This is a genomic window from Pseudundibacterium arcticum, from assembly GCF_042646465.1.
GTDB lineage: Bacteria > Pseudomonadota > Gammaproteobacteria > Burkholderiales > Burkholderiaceae_D > Undibacterium_A > Undibacterium_A arcticum.
In genome coordinates this window covers 96,516-114,431 of sequence record NZ_JBHRTP010000023.1, presented here as the reverse complement: position 1 = coordinate 114,431, position 17,916 = coordinate 96,516, and the positions used below count along the sequence as shown (strand labels likewise).

Genomic DNA, 17,916 nt, shown 5'->3' with positions numbered 1-17,916 from the left:
AACCGGCGTGGATCGCCTATCTGCTGATGGCCGCGATCGCCTTCGCGCTTGGCGTGTTGATCATCATCCCGATCGGCGGCGCCGACATGCCGGTGGTGGTGTCGATGCTCAACAGCTATTCCGGCTGGGCGGCTGCGGGTATCGGCTTCTCGCTGAACAATTCGATGCTGATCATCGCCGGTTCGCTGGTCGGATCAAGCGGTGCGATCCTGTCCTACATCATGTGCAAGGCGATGAACCGTTCGTTCTTCAATGTGCTGCTGGGCGGCTTTGGCGGCGGGACCAGTGCCGCCGCATCGGCTGGCGCGCAACAGCAACGCCCGGTGAAATCGGGCTCGTCCGACGACGCCGCGTTCCTGATGGGCAATGCGGAAACGGTCATCATCGTGCCGGGCTACGGTCTGGCGGTGGCGCGCGCCCAGCACGCGTTGATGGAACTGGCCGAGAAGCTGACCCACAAGGGCGTGAGCGTCAAGTTCGCGATCCATCCGGTCGCCGGCCGCATGCCGGGCCACATGAACGTGTTGCTGGCGGAAGCCGAAGTGCCGTACGACCAGGTGTTCGAGATGGATGATATCAACAACGAGTTCGGCCAGGCCGACGTGGTGCTGGTGCTGGGCGCCAACGACGTCGTCAATCCGGCGGCGAAAGATCCGACATCGCCGATTGCCGGCATGCCGATCCTGGAAGCCTACAAAGCCAAGACCGTGATCGTGAACAAGCGCTCGATGGCCGCCGGCTACGCCGGACTGGACAACGAACTGTTCTACATGGACAAGACCATGATGGTGTTCGGCGATGCGAAGAAGGTGATTGAGGATATGGTCAAGGCGGTCGATTAATGTCAATTCACATTGAAAACGAACACTGCGTTGCAAGGCCCAGTCCTGTTTTCATCTCCGATTCCCTTCATTTCACCGCACTAATCCTGGCCGAGGCAGTCTAACCGCGTGAAGTGTGATGCAGGCATGCGATGCAGGCAATCAACGACGCATCGTGTCCCCTGTGAAATCCGGTCAAACGTCATTCCCTGAAACGAATGGAGAGTGTGATGAATGAAGAATCCTTTAATCTGAGCATGCGCAAGTTTTTGAAGATGGTTGGCGTGAGTTCGCAGAACGAGATAGAGAAAGCGGTGGCGAAGGCCATTGCAGACGGGATGATTAAAGGCGATGAATCCCTTCCGGCCCGGATGACGCTGGAAATTGCGGGACTCAAGTTGAATGTAAAATTCGAAGGGGAAATAATTTTATCAGACTAGGCTGTTGCGTTAGGTATCCCGTCCATGGCATCGGACTAAAAATAAAGCGGAGGCATTGATAAGAAGGATGTGGAGCAAAAGAATGTAGATTGCCGTGAAGAGGATGTAGAGGAGCGCGCACGATAATGGACGACAACATCCAGGTCGATCAACTAAATACCGGAACAGATCCCTGGTATCAGGCATTATTCGAATGCAGCCCCCAGCCGATGTACATATACGATGCAGAGACATTGGGATTTCTCGCGGTTAATGAAGCGGCCAGTCATCACTATGGCTTCAGCCGGGATGAGTTCCTCTTGCTGACAACCAAGGAAATCCGGCCCCCGGCCGACATTCCCGCTCTGCTAACAGAAATTCAGGAACTCAAAAGGGAGCGCCGGGCAGGATTTCAGAAGAGCCATGTGCGGCAGCATCGTCTGAAAGACGGCTCGATCATCCATGTGGAAACCGCCAAGCAATTGCTTGTATTCAATGGCAGGGCGGCCATCTGCGTGCTGGTGAATGATGTTACCGAACGCGTCCGGGCGCAACGGCAAATTGAGCATCTGGCTTTTTTCGACGAGCTGACCGGATTGCCAAACCGCGCCAAACTGCGAAGCGATTTGCAGGATGCAATCACGCAAGCGAAAGAAGGAGGAAAGTCCCTGGCTCTGCTGATCGTGGAGCTGACCCGGTTTCGGGAAATCAACTACACGCTGGGCCATCTGATCGGGGATGAATTGTTGAAGCAGGTCGGTTCGCGCATCCGTGAAGTCGCAGGAGAGCGAGCGTTGTCTGCCCGGATCAGTAACGTTCAATTCGGCGTAGTCCTGTCAGACCTTAGTACCGGAACCGCGATCGATCTGACTGGCAGACTGCTGGATGCATTGGCAGATCCTCTCGCAGTCGGAGAAATCAGTTTTGAATTGGGCGTGCACGGAGGCATTGCATTCTTTCCAGGCCACGGCAGCGATGCGGACGCATTGATCCGGCATGCTGATATCGCACTGTATCGGGCCAGACAATCCGGGCGCAGTTACACGATTTATGATGCCGCGCATGACCCTTACAAGCCGCAGCGCTTGACCTTGCTTGGCGAATTCCGCAAGGCGATCAAGCAAGGGCAGCTCCAGCTATACTGCCAGCCAAAGGCCGATATTCAGACAGGCACGATCACGAGCGCGGAAGCGCTTGTGCGCTGGATGCATCCGGATCGTGGCATGATTCTGCCTGACCAGTTCATTCCGCTCATCGAACCCACCGAGTTGATTCAGCCCTTGACCTATTGCATGCTTGAGGCGGCCGTTCGGCAGTGTTACGAATGGAGCCGGGAAGGGCGGATGATTCCGCTGGCAGTCAACCTGTCGGCACGCAATCTGCTCAATGCCAATCTGCCCGAGTCCATCGACGATCTGCTGAAAACTTGGGGCGTCGACTCGTGCTGGATGGGACTGGAAATCACGGAAAGCAGCATCATGGCGGATCCCGCGGCCTCGATACGCGTTCTCAAGCAGCTCCATCAGATGGGACTCAAGCTTTTTATCGACGATTTTGGGACTGGTTATTCTAGCTTGAGTTACTTGCTGAGACTGCCTGTCGATGTGATCAAGATCGACCATTCGTTCACCATGAATATGATCGAGGATCCGGGAGCGGCAGCGATCGTGAAGTCGACCATCGAGATGGCCCACAACATGAAAATGAAAGTGGTCGCGGAAGGCACTGCGACCAGAGACATTTGGGAATCCCTCGCGCGCCTGGGTTGTGATGAAGCGCAGGGAGAGTACGTCAGCATGCCGATGCCTGCAATGGAATTTTCTGCGTGGCTCGATCAATCATCCTGGGCCCATTGAATGTGCGATTCACAGGCATCATTGCAATTTTCTCAGCGCCAATTCAGCACGATAATTTTGTTGTTGAAGACGCTCTTTTGACTGGTCAAACTTCGCCGCAATTTCCTCCCAAAGCAGGACTCTATCAGCGAGTTCGGTAAGACGCTCAATTGGCGCTTTCCCCCCCAGTGAACTATGGGGCCGGTCCCAAGTCTGCCATTCCGCCAACAGTTCGTCGAGAGTCGGATCCTTGAGATCGACGATGGCATAGCGACTCGCAGCATCAAGCTCGCCTCAATCGCGCGATCCGAATATACCGGTTGACCGCCTGGCATCGAGCGAAACGCCGCATTCCATGCTTTTATCTCGTCTTGCGTGATCCACAACCTCCGGCTGCCGCGTCTGTGAAGGCCCGCTTCATAGGGTGACCAATTTGTTACCTTGAATCTCACCTTCGGAATGCGGTGACGACAATCTGCGTTGTGTTTATTGGGCATCGCGCGAATAACCGACTCGGTCAGGAAAATTAGCCAGTTTCACGGCAAATGCCTATCCGTGCGCCAACGCCTCATATCTATCACCTTTTTTATTCCGTCTGACAAAGGGCCGCTCTTGGCACTTGCCGATTAACGGCACTTCGTCGAAATAGAAGTTGTAAGAGAGGAATAAAAGTGCGGTGAGAATGATTCAGAAACTTGACCTCGGTCAAGAAATTAAAAATGGAAATCTCCTTTTTTTAAAACTTGACCGAGGTCAAGTTCTGGAGCAACAACGCCTACGTAAGATCAGCTTCGCAGAGATTCCCTTTCTGCGCAAAGGCGGCCATTCGCGCTGTCAGCCCACCCCACAAATAGAGAGACATCATGATGAAAATGACCCCCGTGGCTGTTGCTTTTGCCATAATTTTTGGTGCGTCGGAACCGGCTTTGGCAGCGGACTCACCGGAAGTTCAAACGCTCAAGCAGCAGATGGAAGCGATGCAAAAGCAAATGGCTGCGATGCAAAACAGGCTGGAAGCAATGGCTGCAACGCCGCAACCGCCGCAGAAAACAGCCGCATCCGATTTCCCCCTGACCACGCAGATCGGTGGGGCCAACGTGTCACTGTACGGTTTTGTCGATCTGTCCGCCGATGTCGGCAACGACGGCAAGCAAGGCGTGAAACAAGTATCGAGCAATTTGTCTTATGTAGGGGTTCGAGGTAGCAAAGATCTGGGGTCGACCGGGATGAAGGCAATATTCCAGGTTGAAACGCTGGCCAATATATCCGGAACCCCAACCGAAACGGGTGCGCTCGCCTCACGCAATTCGTTTGTTGGCTTGGAAGGTGGCTTCGGCAAGCTGATGCTCGGTAAAACCGACACCCCATACAAGCGGGCGACGGCTATGATGGATCCTTTTGCCTCAAGTGTGGGCGACTACAACACCATCATGGGGAATACGGGCGGTGACCTTCGAGCGGAGTTCGATGCCCGCTTGCCGCATGCGATCTTTTACGACTCACCAAAGCTGCGCGGCTTTTCTGTCAATGCGCTTTTTTCGCCGGGCCAGAAATTCGATAACCTGGCAAACTCCGACAAATATGCTTTTGCTCAAGGTGAAAAAATCTGCGCTGGCGCCACGCCCGGCAGCTCAGGTTCGTTGCCGGATCCGGGATCAACATTGTGCAATGACGGCGCGTTTAAAAACGCCTACAGTCTTGCGCTCAATTACGAGTCTGGCCCCCTGTTGGGCACCGTCAGTTACGAGCGACATCAGTTGGTGGACCGCACCTCTGACAATGGCGGCAATACGGCCGATGAAAGTGCGGCGAAAGTCGGCGTCTCTTACAACTTCGGCAGCAACCGTCTCTCTGGCATCTACGAGAAATTTTATCGTAACGGCGGCATCGACCCGACCGTCAACGAACGGGCCAGAACTGGTTATTATCTGAGCGACGTGCAAGAACTTGGGCATGGGATGGATCTGATGGGTGCATGGGCGCATGCATCTACTACGCCAGGCGGTCCTGACTTTGGAACGGTGAATGACAAGGCCAACATGTATGCGCTTGGCTTGAAATACCATTACGATAAACAACTTGCCCTCTACCTTGTAGGAGCGGTGCTTAAGCAAGGTGCTGGCGCCCACTATGCGCTCGGCACAGGGGGGCATGGCACTGCGATTGCGTCGCCTCGCAATGATGCGGGCGACAACATTCCTGGCCAAACCATTAAAGCGTTGTCAGCCGGCATGCAATACGTCTTCTAAAGCGTTTTTCTCAAACTTCTCCAGAAGTCAGGATGTCGCCCGCAACCTTGATGGTGTGCGGGCTTTTTTATGCGGCAGATCTATGATGGCGCAGCGCCGAGAAGGTGAACAAACAAGCCCAAGCGGTGGCCAAAATTCTGATGCGGCACGCATTTTACTAAGCTTGTGGCTGAGTCAGCGGAATTTCGGCATCTGGCGCAAGATCGCATTGGCGCCCACACTTGATGCTTCGGTTAACGAAATCCGGCACATGGGTCAACGTTGGATTGGCGCCAACACCCGGATTCATCATCGATTCCGGATACCAAAAATCATTTCAACACCCATCTCTGGAGTTGACCATGCTAGACAAAACCATCGCCCTTCTGGAAAACCGTCTCGGGGATCAGATGGCCGACCTCGTCAAAAAATACGGCGGAACGCCGTTCTCCGCGCCTGCCTTGGCAGAGATCCCCGACATCGATCCCGCGCATATCACTGAACTGTTGAAAGAATGGGACTTGAAGCCGCCGGATATTTTCATTTTCCAGACCGGTGTCGGGGTTAAGGCATTGTTCGCAGCGACCGATTCACTGAATCTCACGGACCAGTTGCTGGGTCGGCTCGAGGCCGCACAGGTCGTGGTGCGCGGTCCTAAGCCCACCGCCGTATTACGCTCGCGCAACGTGCGCATCGACTTCAGCGCCAAGGAGCCTTACACCACCGACGAGGTGCTGTTTGAGCTCGATTCAGTGATGCTGCATGGAAAGCGCGTGGTGGTGCAGCGTTATGGCGAAACCAACTGGGAACTGCAGACGGCCCTCGAAGGCAAAGGCGCGCAGGTGGTCGAGATCGCAACCTACCGCTGGAGCCTGCCTGAAAACATCGAGCCGCTGATCAAGCTGATGGATGCGCTCGATCGCAATGAAATCGACGCGGTCGCCTTCACCAGTGCATCGCAAGCAAACAATCTGTTCAGCGTTGCACAGCAGGCGGGGAGGCAGGAAACGCTGAAAAACAGCCTAAATCGGACGGTGATCGCGTCGATCGGCCCGGTTTGCACTGCGGCGCTAAACAAGCTAGGCATTAGGGTCAATATCGAGCCGCATCCGCCCAAGCTTGGACCATTTATTACAGCGATCAATGGCATGTTGTCCGAATCGTAATTGAAGGAGGCACTCGTTCCCGGTGCTGGCTTTGCGTATCGTCACTTATCGCACTGAAAACGAGTGGAGCCTTACGCGCCAGACCGCTTTGACTATTGAATCAGGGCTAAGAGCCGTCTTATTGAGGTTTGCGTTTTTGCGACGCCTGTTACATCGAGTATCAGGCGCTTGTCTTGGCTAGACATCTTGGATAGTCAGGGTATAGGCTTGATGCCCGACCCTGACTGCTGGAGCGTCCAGACCCAGGCGGGTGGAACGTTACGCAGAATGAGCTCCTGACGCTTCCAAATGAGAGTCTTGTGTGGCGAGTCGAACGGAACCCGCTGGCCATAAGTGTACTGAACGAGTCGCCTTTTCGGGCTCGTCAGCAAAAAGTCTCTTAATAATGTAATAACTTGTACCGCAACGGTATCGGGGAAGCTACGAAACGGCAAGGACGAAACTGCCACCGATGCGTCAGGAATTTCATTAAAGAGGTCTTTTCTGGCCTGAATGGCATCGGCCACCACTATGCACGTCCCGAAGCGCCATTGCAGCGCCGCAGCCATCGGTTCATCCCGCTCTACTACCACCAACGTTGCCTCTGGAAACTCCTCACGCAAGCACTGGGTAATGGCCCCTGTTCCCGCGCCTAGCTCAATGAGATGCTGCGCGCCTCGCGCCTGCTGACACAGTGCCTTGGCCAGGAATATGGACGATGGCGCAATAGCCCCTACCAAGCCGGGGGCTTTCAGGTAATTTAGGAAAAATTTTGTGCTCACAGTCAGTCTTTCGTGGCGTTCGTGAGGGGCGCACCAAGCATCTCCGAGCTAGTGTAACGCCAGCATCGAAATTGGGGCTATGTATGGACCATCGATTGATGCCGCACAAGCGAGGCCAGCTACTTTGAAAAGACTTAGCTTAGCAGTTCCGCCATCACACGCGTGTGTACTGCGCACTGCCGCTGTCAACTGCTTCATTCTTGCGCACGCGCCCGCAACGCTAAACATCCATCAGCATCCACCCTCACGCGCGCGTACTTCTTGGATATATCCCGCTAACGATGCGGCGGTCTTTTTCCATTTCAAAAAACGACGTGAATCGAGATGCTCGATAGTTAATGCGACAGGGCCAGATTAGGGCGGCGGCTCCAGCCGGTGCGGTCTTTGTTGAGCAAGTAGCTGCCGGCATCGGTCGTGTCGACGGTGGCGCTCGGCAGATACGGATATCCGCCTTACCTATGATATCGGACAGAATGTGCCGGACGGATTCGGCTAATCTGGCACAAGAGCAATTTTATGAGGAATTGGGGCGTGTGTTACTCCGGTGACAACACTCCGACCCCGGTGATCGAACTGGAGAACAGAAAATGCGCTACGGACTCATTGTGCTGTGGATGCTGTTTGGTTCGGTGACGTCGGCCACTGCTCAGGTGAGCATCGGTATCGGGGTTCCCGGCGTGAGCATCGGGATCAACCTGCCGGTGTTCCCGGAACTCGTCCAAGTGCCGGGCTACCCGGTCTACTACGCTCCGCAACTGCCTTCGAACTTTTTCTTCTACGACGGCATGTACTGGGTATACCAGAGGGATAACTGGTACGCGAGTTCCTGGTACAACGGACCTTGGCAGCTCGTGGCCCCGGAAATTGTGCCACTTTTCGTGCTGCGAATCCCTGTGCGCTACTACCGGAGTCCTCCTGCGTACTTTCGCGGGTGGCGGCCGGATGCGCCGCCACACTGGGGCGAGCACTGGGGCAATGAATGGGGGCAGCGTCGAAGCGGATGGGACAGGTGGAACCGCAGTTCCGCTCCAGCGCCGGCCCCGCTGCCCGTCTATCAGCGACAGTATTCAGGGGAACGGTATCCCCGAGTCGAGCAGCAGCAGGCGCTGCGCAGCCAGAATTACCGTTACCAGCCGCGGGACGCCAGAGTGCGGCAACACTATCAGGAGCAGGCAGTGCAAAGAGCGCCCGCACCGTCTCAGCGGGGACCGCAGGGAGCGCCGCCTCAGGAGAGAAGTCCCAGGCAGCAGGATATCCAGCGCTCTAACCCGCCGCCGCTCCAGCAGGGCGGTCCAGCCGTCCTACGCGCACAGCGGCCGCAAAACGAAGGCGAAGACATTCAGAGGTCAGCCCCAACCCAAGCCCCGCCTCGACAACGGGGCGCGGTAGTCCAAGATCAGAGGCAGCAGCCACAGCAAGGGGCAGCCCAGCGTGAGCAGCAGACGCCAAGGTCAAGCCAGGAAAATATTCGGGATGGTAAGGGAGCGTCGCAGGAGCCCAAGCGGGGGCAAGGGCGGGAGAAAGACCGCGAGAAAGGTGAGGAACGCGGTCAGGAACGCAATAATTAATGCGGGCCAGCCATGCATCCTTGCTTTGCAAAGTGGGCGCTGCCGCACTTGCGGGCGCCAATATTCATGAGCGAGAACTGATCGCATCGTGTCGATCGGCTAGCCAAACATTTAGCCTTCAGTGCGAACCGTGGCTCGTCTTCGACGACGCATGAGCATACGCACCGCACGGTGCTCCGACGTGGGCGATCGGGCCGGAACGCAAAGCGGACTGAAGCGAGCGGGCTGGATTGCAGTGATGGTCGAAGTGCATGCTCTCGACCTGTTGCAGCCGGAGCGGGACCGACACGGACCCGAAAGGTCCGGATGCAACGCAAGCAATGATGCGCTTCTGTTACACGCATTCTCAAACCAAATGATCTGGACATTTCGCGCATTCGAAATTGCGCATGGAGATCGGCTCGGCGTTGTTCAGATATTGCCGCATTCCAGCGCCAGTTTTTCGGCTGCACGATGTGCCTTCCGCTTCGATTTCGCCATTGCTCTACCGCTCGCGGTGACCAGATCTTCATCCGCCCATTTTTTTCTTTGCGTCAGTGATGCGCACCTTTTTTGTCTCGTGCCGGAAAGGCGCGCGAGCCGCCGTTGCTCCTTGTCTGCGATTGCCTCCTGTTTGTGCCTTTCGTAAGCAAGACCTTGCAATTCTGTCTTGTCCCGCGCCGCGCGCCGCTCCGCGCTGCTGGCTTCCTCCGGCGCCACCGGGTCGTCGAGTTTCACGACCCTGGCGTTGGGGCAGGGCAGATCGCTGTATGTGATCTTGCCGTTCGCTTCGCATTTGTAGGCGGCCGACGCAGGAATGGCGAACGCGGCGAGCAGGGATAGCAGCAGGAGGTAGCGCATGGATTTCCGATATGGGGGGAGCGGTATTAGACGACTTTGCCCGGATTCATTAAATTCAAGGGATCGATCGCCTGTTTGATGCTTTGCATCAGCGCCATCTCGACTGCCGATTTGTAGTCGCGAATTTCCTTGCGTTTCAGCGCGCCGACCCCGTGCTCGGCCGAGATCGAACCGCCGTAACGGTTCGCGCTGTCATGTACCACCCGGTTGACGGCGGCTTGCTGCGCGATGAACGCGTCGGCCGAATCGCCGGCCGGCGGCGACACGTTGTAATGCAGATTGCCGTCGCCGAGATGGCCGAAAGTGACCATGCGGCAGCCGGGGAATTGCTGCTGCAACTGCACGTCGGTGGATTGAATGAATTGTCCGATGCTGGAAATCGGCACCGAAATATCGTGCTTGATATTCTTGCCCTCTTCGGCCTGCGCCAGCGGAATGTGCTCACGCAGATTCCATAATGCCTTCGATTGCGCAATCGAGGCGGCGACAATTGCATCCTGAATGATTCCGGCTTCCAGCGCATCGCCGATGAACGCTTCCAGTAACGCTACCGCATGCTCTTCCGATTCATTATCCGACAGTTCGAGCAGCACATATTGCGCATGATCCTGTGCGAACGGCGGCCGCATCTGCGGATAGTGCTTCGAAACCAGTTGCAGGCAGAAATCAGACATCAGCTCGAAACCGGTCAAGCCGGCGCCGCAGTGGTTTTGCGTCATGGTCAGCAATCGCAGTGCATCTTCCGGGGTCTGCATCGCCGCCAGCGCGGTCAGTTGCGCCTTCGGCTGCGGAAACAGTTTCAGCACGGCGGCGGTAATGATGCCGAGCGTACCTTCCGCACCGATGAAAAGGTCGCGCAAATCGTAGCCGGTATTGTCCTTGCGCAGTCCGCGCAGGCTGCTCCAGATCTCGCCTTGCGGTGTGACGACTTCAAGTCCCAGGCATAGTTCGCGTGCGTTGCCGTAGCGCAGTACGCCGGTACCGCCGGCATTGGTGGCAAGATTGCCGCCGATAGTGCAGCTGCCCTCCGCTGCCAGTGACAGCGGGAACAGTCGCGCCGCTTCGGCTGCTGCGTTCTGGATATTTTCCAGGATGCAGCCCGCTTCCGCGGTCATCGTATTGTTGACGGTATCGATCGCGCGAATCCGGTTCAAGCGTACCAGCGACATCACTATCGCAGTTCCGCTGTCATCCGGCACGCTGCCCAGCACCAGGCCGGTATTGCCGCCTTGTGGCACGACTGGCACCCTGAACTGGTTGCACAGCCGGACGATGGCGGCCACTTCTTCGGTGTTGGCCGGCTTGACAACCGCCAGTGCGTTGCCGCTGAAGCGGCGGCGCCAGTCGATCAGATAGGACGCCATATCGGCGTCGTCGGTCACTACATAGTCGGCGCCGATCGCGCTACGGCAGAGGTCGAGAAATGTGGTCATTTTGAGGCTTTTTCTATCACTTTTTTGGCCAGTTTTTTGGCCGCTTGTTTATAAGGCCGCAGATAATAAATCGTGCAGAAAAAATAGATGCAGACTAGCGCCACTTCGACCCAGCCGAGTATCGCAGACAGATGATCGCGATCGCTAGTGCCACGCACGATGCCTTCGGTGAAGTAAATCAGGATCAGCATCGACGACCACTGCATGGTGTAGACATCGCGCTTGATGACGCCGCGCAGCGGTACCAGCAGGGGCAGGACCTTCAGCACCATCCACGAGCCGCCAGGCCGCAGCGGCGCTAAGAACGTTTCCCATGCAATGCACAGCGTGATTAGCGTCAGCAGGCTGACGATTGCGCCGACATGAAAAAATTTTTGCGTTGAGGATTGCATCATTTACCTTGCAGTTTGCGGGCCGACTCGGCCAGTCGCCGTCCCAGCGCCAGCGCCAGCTGCTTTTCGTCTTCCGACAGCGGCTTGTTGCCGTCGAGTCCGGCCCAATGGCTGGCGCCGTAGGGACTACCACCGGTCGCGGTGGTCATCAGTTGCGGCAGGGTGTATGGCAAACCGAGCAGCAACATGCCGTGATGCAGCAGCGGGATCATCATCGACAGCAGCGTGGTCTCTTGGCCGCCGTGCAGGCTGCCGGTAGAGGTAAACACGCAGGCCGGTTTGCCGGCCAGAGTACCGGACAGCCAGTCCGTCGCGGTGCCATCCCAGAAATATTTCATTGCCGATGCCATGTTGCCGAAGCGGGTCGGCGACCCCAGCGCGAGTCCGGCGCATTCCTTTAAGTCTTGCAGTTCGACATAAGGCGCGCCTTGCGGCGGGATATCCGATTCGGTCTGTTCTGCCACGTTGGAGACGGCGGGAACGGTACGGAGTCTGGCATCGCAGCCGGCGACGCTTTCGATTCCTTGGGCGATCAATTCGGCCAGTTTGCGGGTTGCGCCATGGCGCGAGTAAAACAAAACGAGAATAGTCAGATTGGATCGGTTCATGCTTGGTATTATAGGGTGCTTTTTTGGCATGGAAAATAGAAGGCGCGGACAAACTTGCACCTGTCGCGGCCGCTTTGATCGTTTTCCTGCTGCCCGTACATGATTACCGTGACCGCTGATTCTTCCGCTGCCGTATAGTCCTCTTCCATGTCCTCTTCCCATTTAGCACTGTTGCGTGGCCTGTCGTGGCCTGATGTGCGCAATCTGTTTCGGTTCGCCTTGCGTCGGCTGGAGGAGGAGCGCCTGCCGCAGGTTGCGGGCAGCCTGACGTTCACGGCGGTGCTGGCACTGGTGCCGATCCTGACCATTGCGCTGGCGATCTTCACCACTTTTCCGCTGTTCAATACCTTCCGCACCTCGCTCGAAGCGTATTTCACCCAGAGCCTGATGCCGAAGGCAGTTGCCAACACGGTACTCGGTTATTTGACGCTGTTCGCGACCAAGGCGACGCGCTTGTCTGCGGTCGGCGCGATCGCGCTGATCGTGACCGCGATTGCGATGATGGCGATGATCGAGCGCGCCTTCAATCAGATCTGGCGCGTCCGAACGGCGCGCCCGTTCGCGCAGCGGATGCTGGTGTATTGGGCCATCATCACCCTGGGGCCGCTGCTGATCGGCGTCTCGATCAGCCTGACCTCCTACCTGTTTGCCGCGACCAGCGGCGTCGTCAGCAGCGTGCCCTTGATCGGGGCGATGTTTTACACTGCGATCTCGATTCTGTTGACCACCGGCGCCTTTACCTTGCTGTACGTGACGGTGCCAAACCGGCTGGTCGATTGGCGGGATGCGGCGTGGGGCGGGCTGCTGGCGGCACTCGCCTTTGAAGTGGCGAAACGGCTGTTTGCCATCTTTATTGCGCGCTTCCCGACCTATACGATGATTTACGGGGCGTTGGCTGCGATGCCGATTTTTCTGGTGTGGATATATTTGTCTTGGCTGATCACGCTGGTCGGCGCGGTGCTGGCGGCGGCCTTGCCGATCGTCAAATATGAGCGCTGGTGGCATGTGCCGGCGCCCGGCAGCGTGTTTGTCGATGCGATGTCGATTATCCGCGTGTTGTATCAGGCACGTACGTTCGACGCCACCGCGGCGGTTGACGCTGCAATGATACGGAGTCGGACCCGGCTCGGTTTCGACGAGATTGAAAGCTTGCTGCAAAACATGCTGGACGCCGGTTGGGTGGGACGGATCAAGGCCGAGGCGCCGCGCCGCATCAAGTTTCGCAAACGTCGATCCGACGAAGTGGATCGCTGGACCCTGCTGGCCAATCCCGAGCAATTGAAACTGGCCGATGTGTACCGGCTGTTCGTATTCAAGACATCGGGTAAAAATGCGCTGGCGAGACGGGTCGAAACGGCCGTCGAACGGGGATTGAACGAAACACTGGCCGCGCACTTCAATGTCGAGTGACATGGCGCCGCCAATACAGATCAGCACTCCACTGGGGGCCTGTCGGGCTTAGGAAATCGAAGCGAGTTGTGGCCGAGCGAGGGCAGATTTTTCCGCTTTTGCAGCGTCAATAGCGTCAATGGCTTCAATAGCTTCAATAGCGAACAATTGACCAAACAAGCGGTGACAGTGAATCGCTCGGGTGTTGCTAGCCGATTTTCCGGGGGCGCCGAGCCCTGAGTCCGACAGGCTCCTAGCCTGCAATAACCCGGTTCTTGCCGGCCTTTTTGGCCTGGTACAGTGCCTGGTCGGCACGGCTGACCACCGATGCCTGGTCCTCGTTCGGCGCGCGCAAGGCGACGCCGGCACTGAAGGTGATCAGCACGCGTTCGTTCTGATGCATGAAAAAATGCCTGGTTAGCGCCCGTTGCACGCGGATCAGAGTCTGGGTGGCATCTTCCAGGCCGGTTTCGGGCAGCAGGATCAGGAATTCTTCCCCACCGAAACGCGCGATCACATCCATCGAGCGCAGCGTATCCTTGACTACCCGCACCAGATGCACCAGCGCTTCATCGCCGACCAGATGACCCATCGTGTCATTCAGACGCTTGAAATTATCCAGGTCGAGCAGGGCCACACATAAGGTACTGCCGCGACGATCGGCGCGTGCCGCCTCGCGTGCGTAGACTTCGTCGAGGCCGCGCCGGTTCAGGCTGCCGGTCAGCTGGTCTTCGCGCACCAGTTCACTCAGATGTCTGAGCTTGGCTTCCAGCTCATGGATCCGGTTTTCTGCGTCCTGCACCTCCTGTCGTGCGGAGATCATCTTGTCGCGCGACCGCAGCGCTTCAGTTTGCACAATGCGGGTCTCGCGCAGCACTTCGTGCAGGATATGGTTGAGATCGGTGACGTTGTCAGCCTGGCTCATCTTTTGTGTGTAATTGTCGATTTTTTGATGATAGTCGCCGGTACTCTCCGCGACACTATTCAGTCGGTCGATGAAGGTCATCATCATGTGTTTGACCGTGACTTTGGCTTCCGACAGGCTGTGTTTCAGCAATCCCTGCTTGTAGATCACTTCCTTCAGACTGCGGGTCGCATCTTCCAGCGCGCGATGATCGAGCGGACCGGAAATCAGCTTTTGCACCACCGCGATCTGGCCATGCAACCAGCTGTCGTCTTCCAGTAGTTCGCTGACATTGTCCAGCAATAGCTTGAACAAGCGGAACAGCATTTCCTGCTGCTCGCCCGAATCGCCGGTTTTTAACTCGATCTGATAACACAGCCGTTTCAGGCGCGACGCAATCTCGTTCAGCGCCTCGTCACTCTGCGCGGTCTTGACGGCTGAACCGAGCGATTCCGATTCGGTCGCCAGCTCCGGCGCGTCTTGCAGCAACGACGCAATCGCGAACGTCAGCGCGCGTGCCAGCAATTCGCGCAACATGCGCGTTTGATGGCCGTCGACCGGCAGCGCACTGACTATCTCGATGACCGTGGTTTTCCTCAAATACTTATCGATGACTTCGCTCAGGCCCTTGCCGTAATCCTGCCAATTGCGGGTATCGGCTGCCCGATGAAAACGCTGGCCAAGTTCGGCGATCTCGCCCTGGCCGTGGCGCAGATTGGCTGCGAAATTGGTCAGCACTGTGAGTGCGCCGTCGTCGGCTGGGCGGATGACGACTTCCGCAGCTGCGGTCGATCCTGCGATGCTGTTGCCGGGAGTGGTAATGCCGGCGACTTCATTGAAGATTTCGCGATAGGCGTCGGGCGTCGGTGCTATGCGCCGTGTTGCCAACCGTCGAAATGCTTCGCGCGCGATGTCGGCGGGATTCTGCGGCGGCGGGGAGAATGAATTTTCTGGTTTATTGTGCATGGCCTGACCATCCGGAACCGACTTGGCTCGTATCATGCCCCATGGTATCGGAGATATCTTTATGTCAAGACGGAGATTAACGGCAGGAAATATACTTACTTTAGCGTTTGGTCGGAATATTTATGTGACGAATTCAGACGGAAGTCGGGTGGGAGAAAAACCCGGATCGAGTATTCGGGCGCAATAGTGTAATAGTCACATGCAATATTGGCGGAGTATATAGTCAATTCCTTCTGTTTATATGCGCAATCCTATGTCTTGCCATGGAGTATATTTTAAAGTTGGATTTGCGGCGGCAATGCGCGTGTCAGGATAGATCAATCAGCTGATTCTTGATCGCATAATGGGTGAGCTCAGCGCTGTTCTGCAGTTTCATTTTTACCAGTAAGCGCGAGCGGTATTCGCTGACTGTCTTGACCGACAGCGACAACTCCTGCGCGATCGCGCTGATGGTTTTGCCGGACGCGATCATCACCAGGGTCTGATATTCACGGTCCGACAGCGTATCGTGCAACAGGATTTCGTGATCTTCGCCGATCTGCTGTGCCAGCGTCTGCGCCAGCGTCGGACTGATATATTTTAGGCCCTTTGCCACCTGCCGGATCGCATTGACCAGTTCGTTCGGTGCACTTTGTTTGTTCAGGTAACCCGCGGCGCCGGCTCTCAGCGAGCGGATCGCATATTGCTCTTCGCGATGCATCGACAGCATCAGCACGGCCACTTGCGGCATTTCCTTCTTGATCTGCTTGAGCACCTCGATGCCGCTGCGGTCCGGCATCGAAATATCGAGCAGCAGGACGTGGCAGTCGTTGCTGCGCACCAGTTTGATCGCATCGAGTCCATTGTCGGCTTCGCCTGCCACCACGATATCGGGCGTGTCAGCCAGAATCTGCTTCAGCCCCTCGCGCACGATGGCGTGATCGTCGGCGATGAGGACCCGGATGTTGGTATTTTCTGTCATGAGATCATTTGAAATAATTCGTTCGTCGCGCCGTTCAGTCTGCCGAAAGCGGCAATTCGACGGTGACCACGCTGCCGCCGCCGGCCACCGGACCGACCGTCAGTTCACCACCCATCGCCTGAGCCCGCTCCACCATGCCGCGGATGCCGAAGGATTGGGATTTTAAGCAGTCTGCAGCGGCGATACCCACGCCATTGTCGGCGATTTTCAGGGTCACGCCGGCATCGTGTCGGATCAGGTTCACACCGACGCGGCTCGCCTGTGCGTGTTTTGCAATATTGGTCATGGCCTCTTGGAAAATGCGGAAGATCGCCGTCGCCTGGTCTGGGTGCAGCTCGATCTCGCTCACATTGGCCGAAAACTGACAGGGGAACCCGAGCTGCTTTTCCGATTCCCTGGTCTGCCAGTCGAGTGCGGCCACTACGCCAAAATCGAGGATGCTCGGTCGCAGATCGCGCGCGATCATATGGGCTGAATCGATGGTGCGATCAACTAGCAATTCGACATAGGCGGTCTTGTCCCGTAGCACGGGATTGTTGGCCGGCAATCGATTGGTCAGCAGCGACAGGGCCATCTTGATCGCGGTCAGGTTGCCGCCGATATCGTCGTGAATTTCCCGTGCGATGCGGGTCCGCTCCTGCTCTTTGACGCGGTCGACATGGGCTGACAGTTCAGCCAGTCGGGCGCGCGACTGCTTGATCTCCGATTCTTCCAGTTTGCTCTGGGTGATATTGGACATGATGCCCTCCCATTGCACGCCACCGTTCTTCGCGATGCGCGGGGTGGAGCGTAGATTGATCCATTTCACATCCCGCCACGCATCGATCCAGATCCGGCCCTCCCAGTTCCAGCTCTTCAGTTCAGCCGCGGAAGCCGCCATCGATTCCAGATACGATGGCCGGTCTATCGGCAAGATCAGCTCCACAAATTGCGACGGGACGCTACGCAGATGTTCCGACGTGATGCCGAGCAGCGCCCGGCAACCGTCGCCCAGATAAGGGAAGGAAGTCTGACCATCCGGCCGCCAAACGAACTGATACACCAGACCCGGTGTGTTAGACACGATCGCGTGGAAACGTGATTCGCTGATGCCAAGTGCTTCGGCCGACGCATGCTGGGTGCTGACGTCGTTACCGATCAGGACGAAGGTTGCTGCGCCCCCGGTCTCTGGCGCGGCGCAATGAAACAAGCGGCATTGCAACGGATAGCTGCTGCCGTCCTTGCGGACATGGATGGTATCGAGCGTCGCCTGTGCCGTATCGCCGGTGCGCAGGGGCTGCAACAACGCCGCCAGCGCGTCGAGATCCAAGCCGCTGGCAATCTGTACGGGCGTCATGGCGGCCAACTCGGCCTCGCTGTATTGCAGATTATCGCGCGCGGCTTGGTTGGTTTCGATAAAACCCAGCGTGTCCGCGTCAAAAATATAGATTTCGTTGAACGCGCCGCGCATGATCGCGGCCAGGCATTGCAGTTGCATCATGTTGTCGATTTGCTGTTGATGCACAATGGCGTCGGACCGGCGAAAAGTTGGCTCACGCGGAGCAGGAGCGGGGGCGTTTTGCCGCTCAAAATTATAACCACGTTTGTCATCGTATTTATGCCGGATCGCGGATACATTTTTTGCG

Annotated in this window: 15 protein-coding genes; 7 read left to right on the top strand and 8 right to left on the bottom strand. The window is 56.9% G+C overall.

Going from position 1 to position 17,916, the window contains the following annotated elements; translation table 11 throughout:
• The 5 genes from ACFOFO_RS08660 to ACFOFO_RS08635 all read left to right on the top strand — a co-directional run.
• Positions 1-842: NAD(P)(+) transhydrogenase (Re/Si-specific) subunit beta (locus tag ACFOFO_RS08660; RefSeq protein ID WP_390331372.1), on the top strand; the 842-nt coding region annotated here is incomplete at its 5' end.
• A gap of 209 nt (positions 843-1,051) precedes the next feature.
• Positions 1,052-1,261 carry a DUF6494 family protein gene (locus ACFOFO_RS08655; RefSeq protein ID WP_390323734.1) on the top strand — a complete coding sequence of 70 codons (210 nt, stop codon included), beginning with the start codon at positions 1,052-1,054 and terminating at the stop codon, positions 1,259-1,261.
• A gap of 125 nt (positions 1,262-1,386) precedes the next feature.
• Positions 1,387-3,096: a putative bifunctional diguanylate cyclase/phosphodiesterase gene (locus ACFOFO_RS08650; RefSeq protein WP_390323736.1), complete on the top strand. Its 1,710-nt coding sequence runs from the start codon at positions 1,387-1,389 to the stop codon at positions 3,094-3,096.
• Positions 3,097-3,938: 842 nt separating this feature from the next.
• A complete protein-coding gene (locus ACFOFO_RS08640; RefSeq protein WP_390331370.1) occupies positions 3,939-5,324 on the top strand; it encodes a porin in 1,386 nt (461 codons plus the stop codon).
• A gap of 341 nt (positions 5,325-5,665) precedes the next feature.
• Positions 5,666-6,469 (top strand): uroporphyrinogen-III synthase, encoded by an 804-nt coding sequence (locus tag ACFOFO_RS08635; protein WP_390331368.1) that lies wholly within the window; start codon positions 5,666-5,668, stop codon positions 6,467-6,469.
• Positions 6,470-6,663: 194 nt separating this feature from the next.
• Here the strand turns inward: ACFOFO_RS08635 and ACFOFO_RS08630 are convergent, their stop codons facing one another.
• The gene (locus ACFOFO_RS08630) at positions 6,664-7,230 is read right to left on the bottom strand and encodes a class I SAM-dependent methyltransferase (RefSeq protein WP_390331366.1); all 567 of its coding nucleotides are present in this window, start codon (positions 7,228-7,230) and stop codon (positions 6,664-6,666) included.
• A gap of 587 nt (positions 7,231-7,817) precedes the next feature.
• Here ACFOFO_RS08630 and ACFOFO_RS08625 point away from each other — a divergent pair.
• The gene (locus tag ACFOFO_RS08625; RefSeq protein WP_390331364.1) at positions 7,818-8,798 is read left to right on the top strand and encodes a hypothetical protein; all 981 of its coding nucleotides are present in this window, start codon (positions 7,818-7,820) and stop codon (positions 8,796-8,798) included.
• A 411-nt stretch (positions 8,799-9,209) separates the two neighbouring features.
• Here ACFOFO_RS08625 and ACFOFO_RS08620 read toward each other — a convergent pair whose 3' ends face one another.
• Genes ACFOFO_RS08620 through wrbA form a run of 4 tightly spaced genes read right to left on the bottom strand, consistent with a single transcriptional unit; the run spans position 9,210 to position 12,071 of the window.
• Complete coding sequence (locus tag ACFOFO_RS08620; RefSeq protein ID WP_390331363.1) at positions 9,210-9,638, bottom strand: DUF4124 domain-containing protein; 429 nt, start codon at positions 9,636-9,638, stop codon at positions 9,210-9,212.
• Between the two features lie 26 nt (positions 9,639-9,664).
• Entirely contained in the window at positions 9,665-11,071 is a 1,407-nt protein-coding gene (locus ACFOFO_RS08615; protein WP_390323746.1) for an FAD-binding oxidoreductase, read from the bottom strand.
• Positions 11,068-11,463, bottom strand: coding sequence for a DUF2069 domain-containing protein (locus tag ACFOFO_RS08610; protein WP_390323747.1), 396 nt, complete (start codon positions 11,461-11,463; stop codon positions 11,068-11,070). Before ACFOFO_RS08610 ends, ACFOFO_RS08615 begins: the two co-directional genes overlap by 4 nt.
• Positions 11,463-12,071: an NAD(P)H:quinone oxidoreductase gene (wrbA, locus tag ACFOFO_RS08605; RefSeq protein WP_390323749.1), complete on the bottom strand. Its 609-nt coding sequence runs from the start codon at positions 12,069-12,071 to the stop codon at positions 11,463-11,465. The genes ACFOFO_RS08610 and wrbA overlap by 1 nt, the downstream gene beginning before the upstream one ends.
• Before the next feature lie 147 nt (positions 12,072-12,218).
• On the opposite strand from wrbA, the gene ACFOFO_RS08600 reads away from it, so the two are divergent.
• Positions 12,219-13,481, top strand: a complete 1,263-nt coding sequence (locus tag ACFOFO_RS08600) for a YihY family inner membrane protein (RefSeq protein WP_390331362.1) — start codon at positions 12,219-12,221, stop codon at positions 13,479-13,481.
• A gap of 232 nt (positions 13,482-13,713) precedes the next feature.
• Here ACFOFO_RS08600 and ACFOFO_RS08595 read toward each other — a convergent pair whose 3' ends face one another.
• From ACFOFO_RS08595 to ACFOFO_RS08585, 3 genes are all read right to left on the bottom strand, one after another.
• A complete protein-coding gene (locus ACFOFO_RS08595) occupies positions 13,714-15,330 on the bottom strand; it encodes a GGDEF domain-containing protein (protein WP_390331360.1) in 1,617 nt (538 codons plus the stop codon).
• Positions 15,331-15,637: 307 nt separating this feature from the next.
• Positions 15,638-16,291, bottom strand: a complete 654-nt coding sequence (locus ACFOFO_RS08590; RefSeq protein WP_390323755.1) for a response regulator — start codon at positions 16,289-16,291, stop codon at positions 15,638-15,640.
• 34 nt (positions 16,292-16,325) lie between these two features.
• Positions 16,326-17,771 (bottom strand): PAS domain-containing sensor histidine kinase, encoded by a 1,446-nt coding sequence (locus ACFOFO_RS08585; RefSeq protein ID WP_390331358.1) that lies wholly within the window; start codon positions 17,769-17,771, stop codon positions 16,326-16,328.
• Positions 17,772-17,916 lie beyond the last annotated feature (145 nt).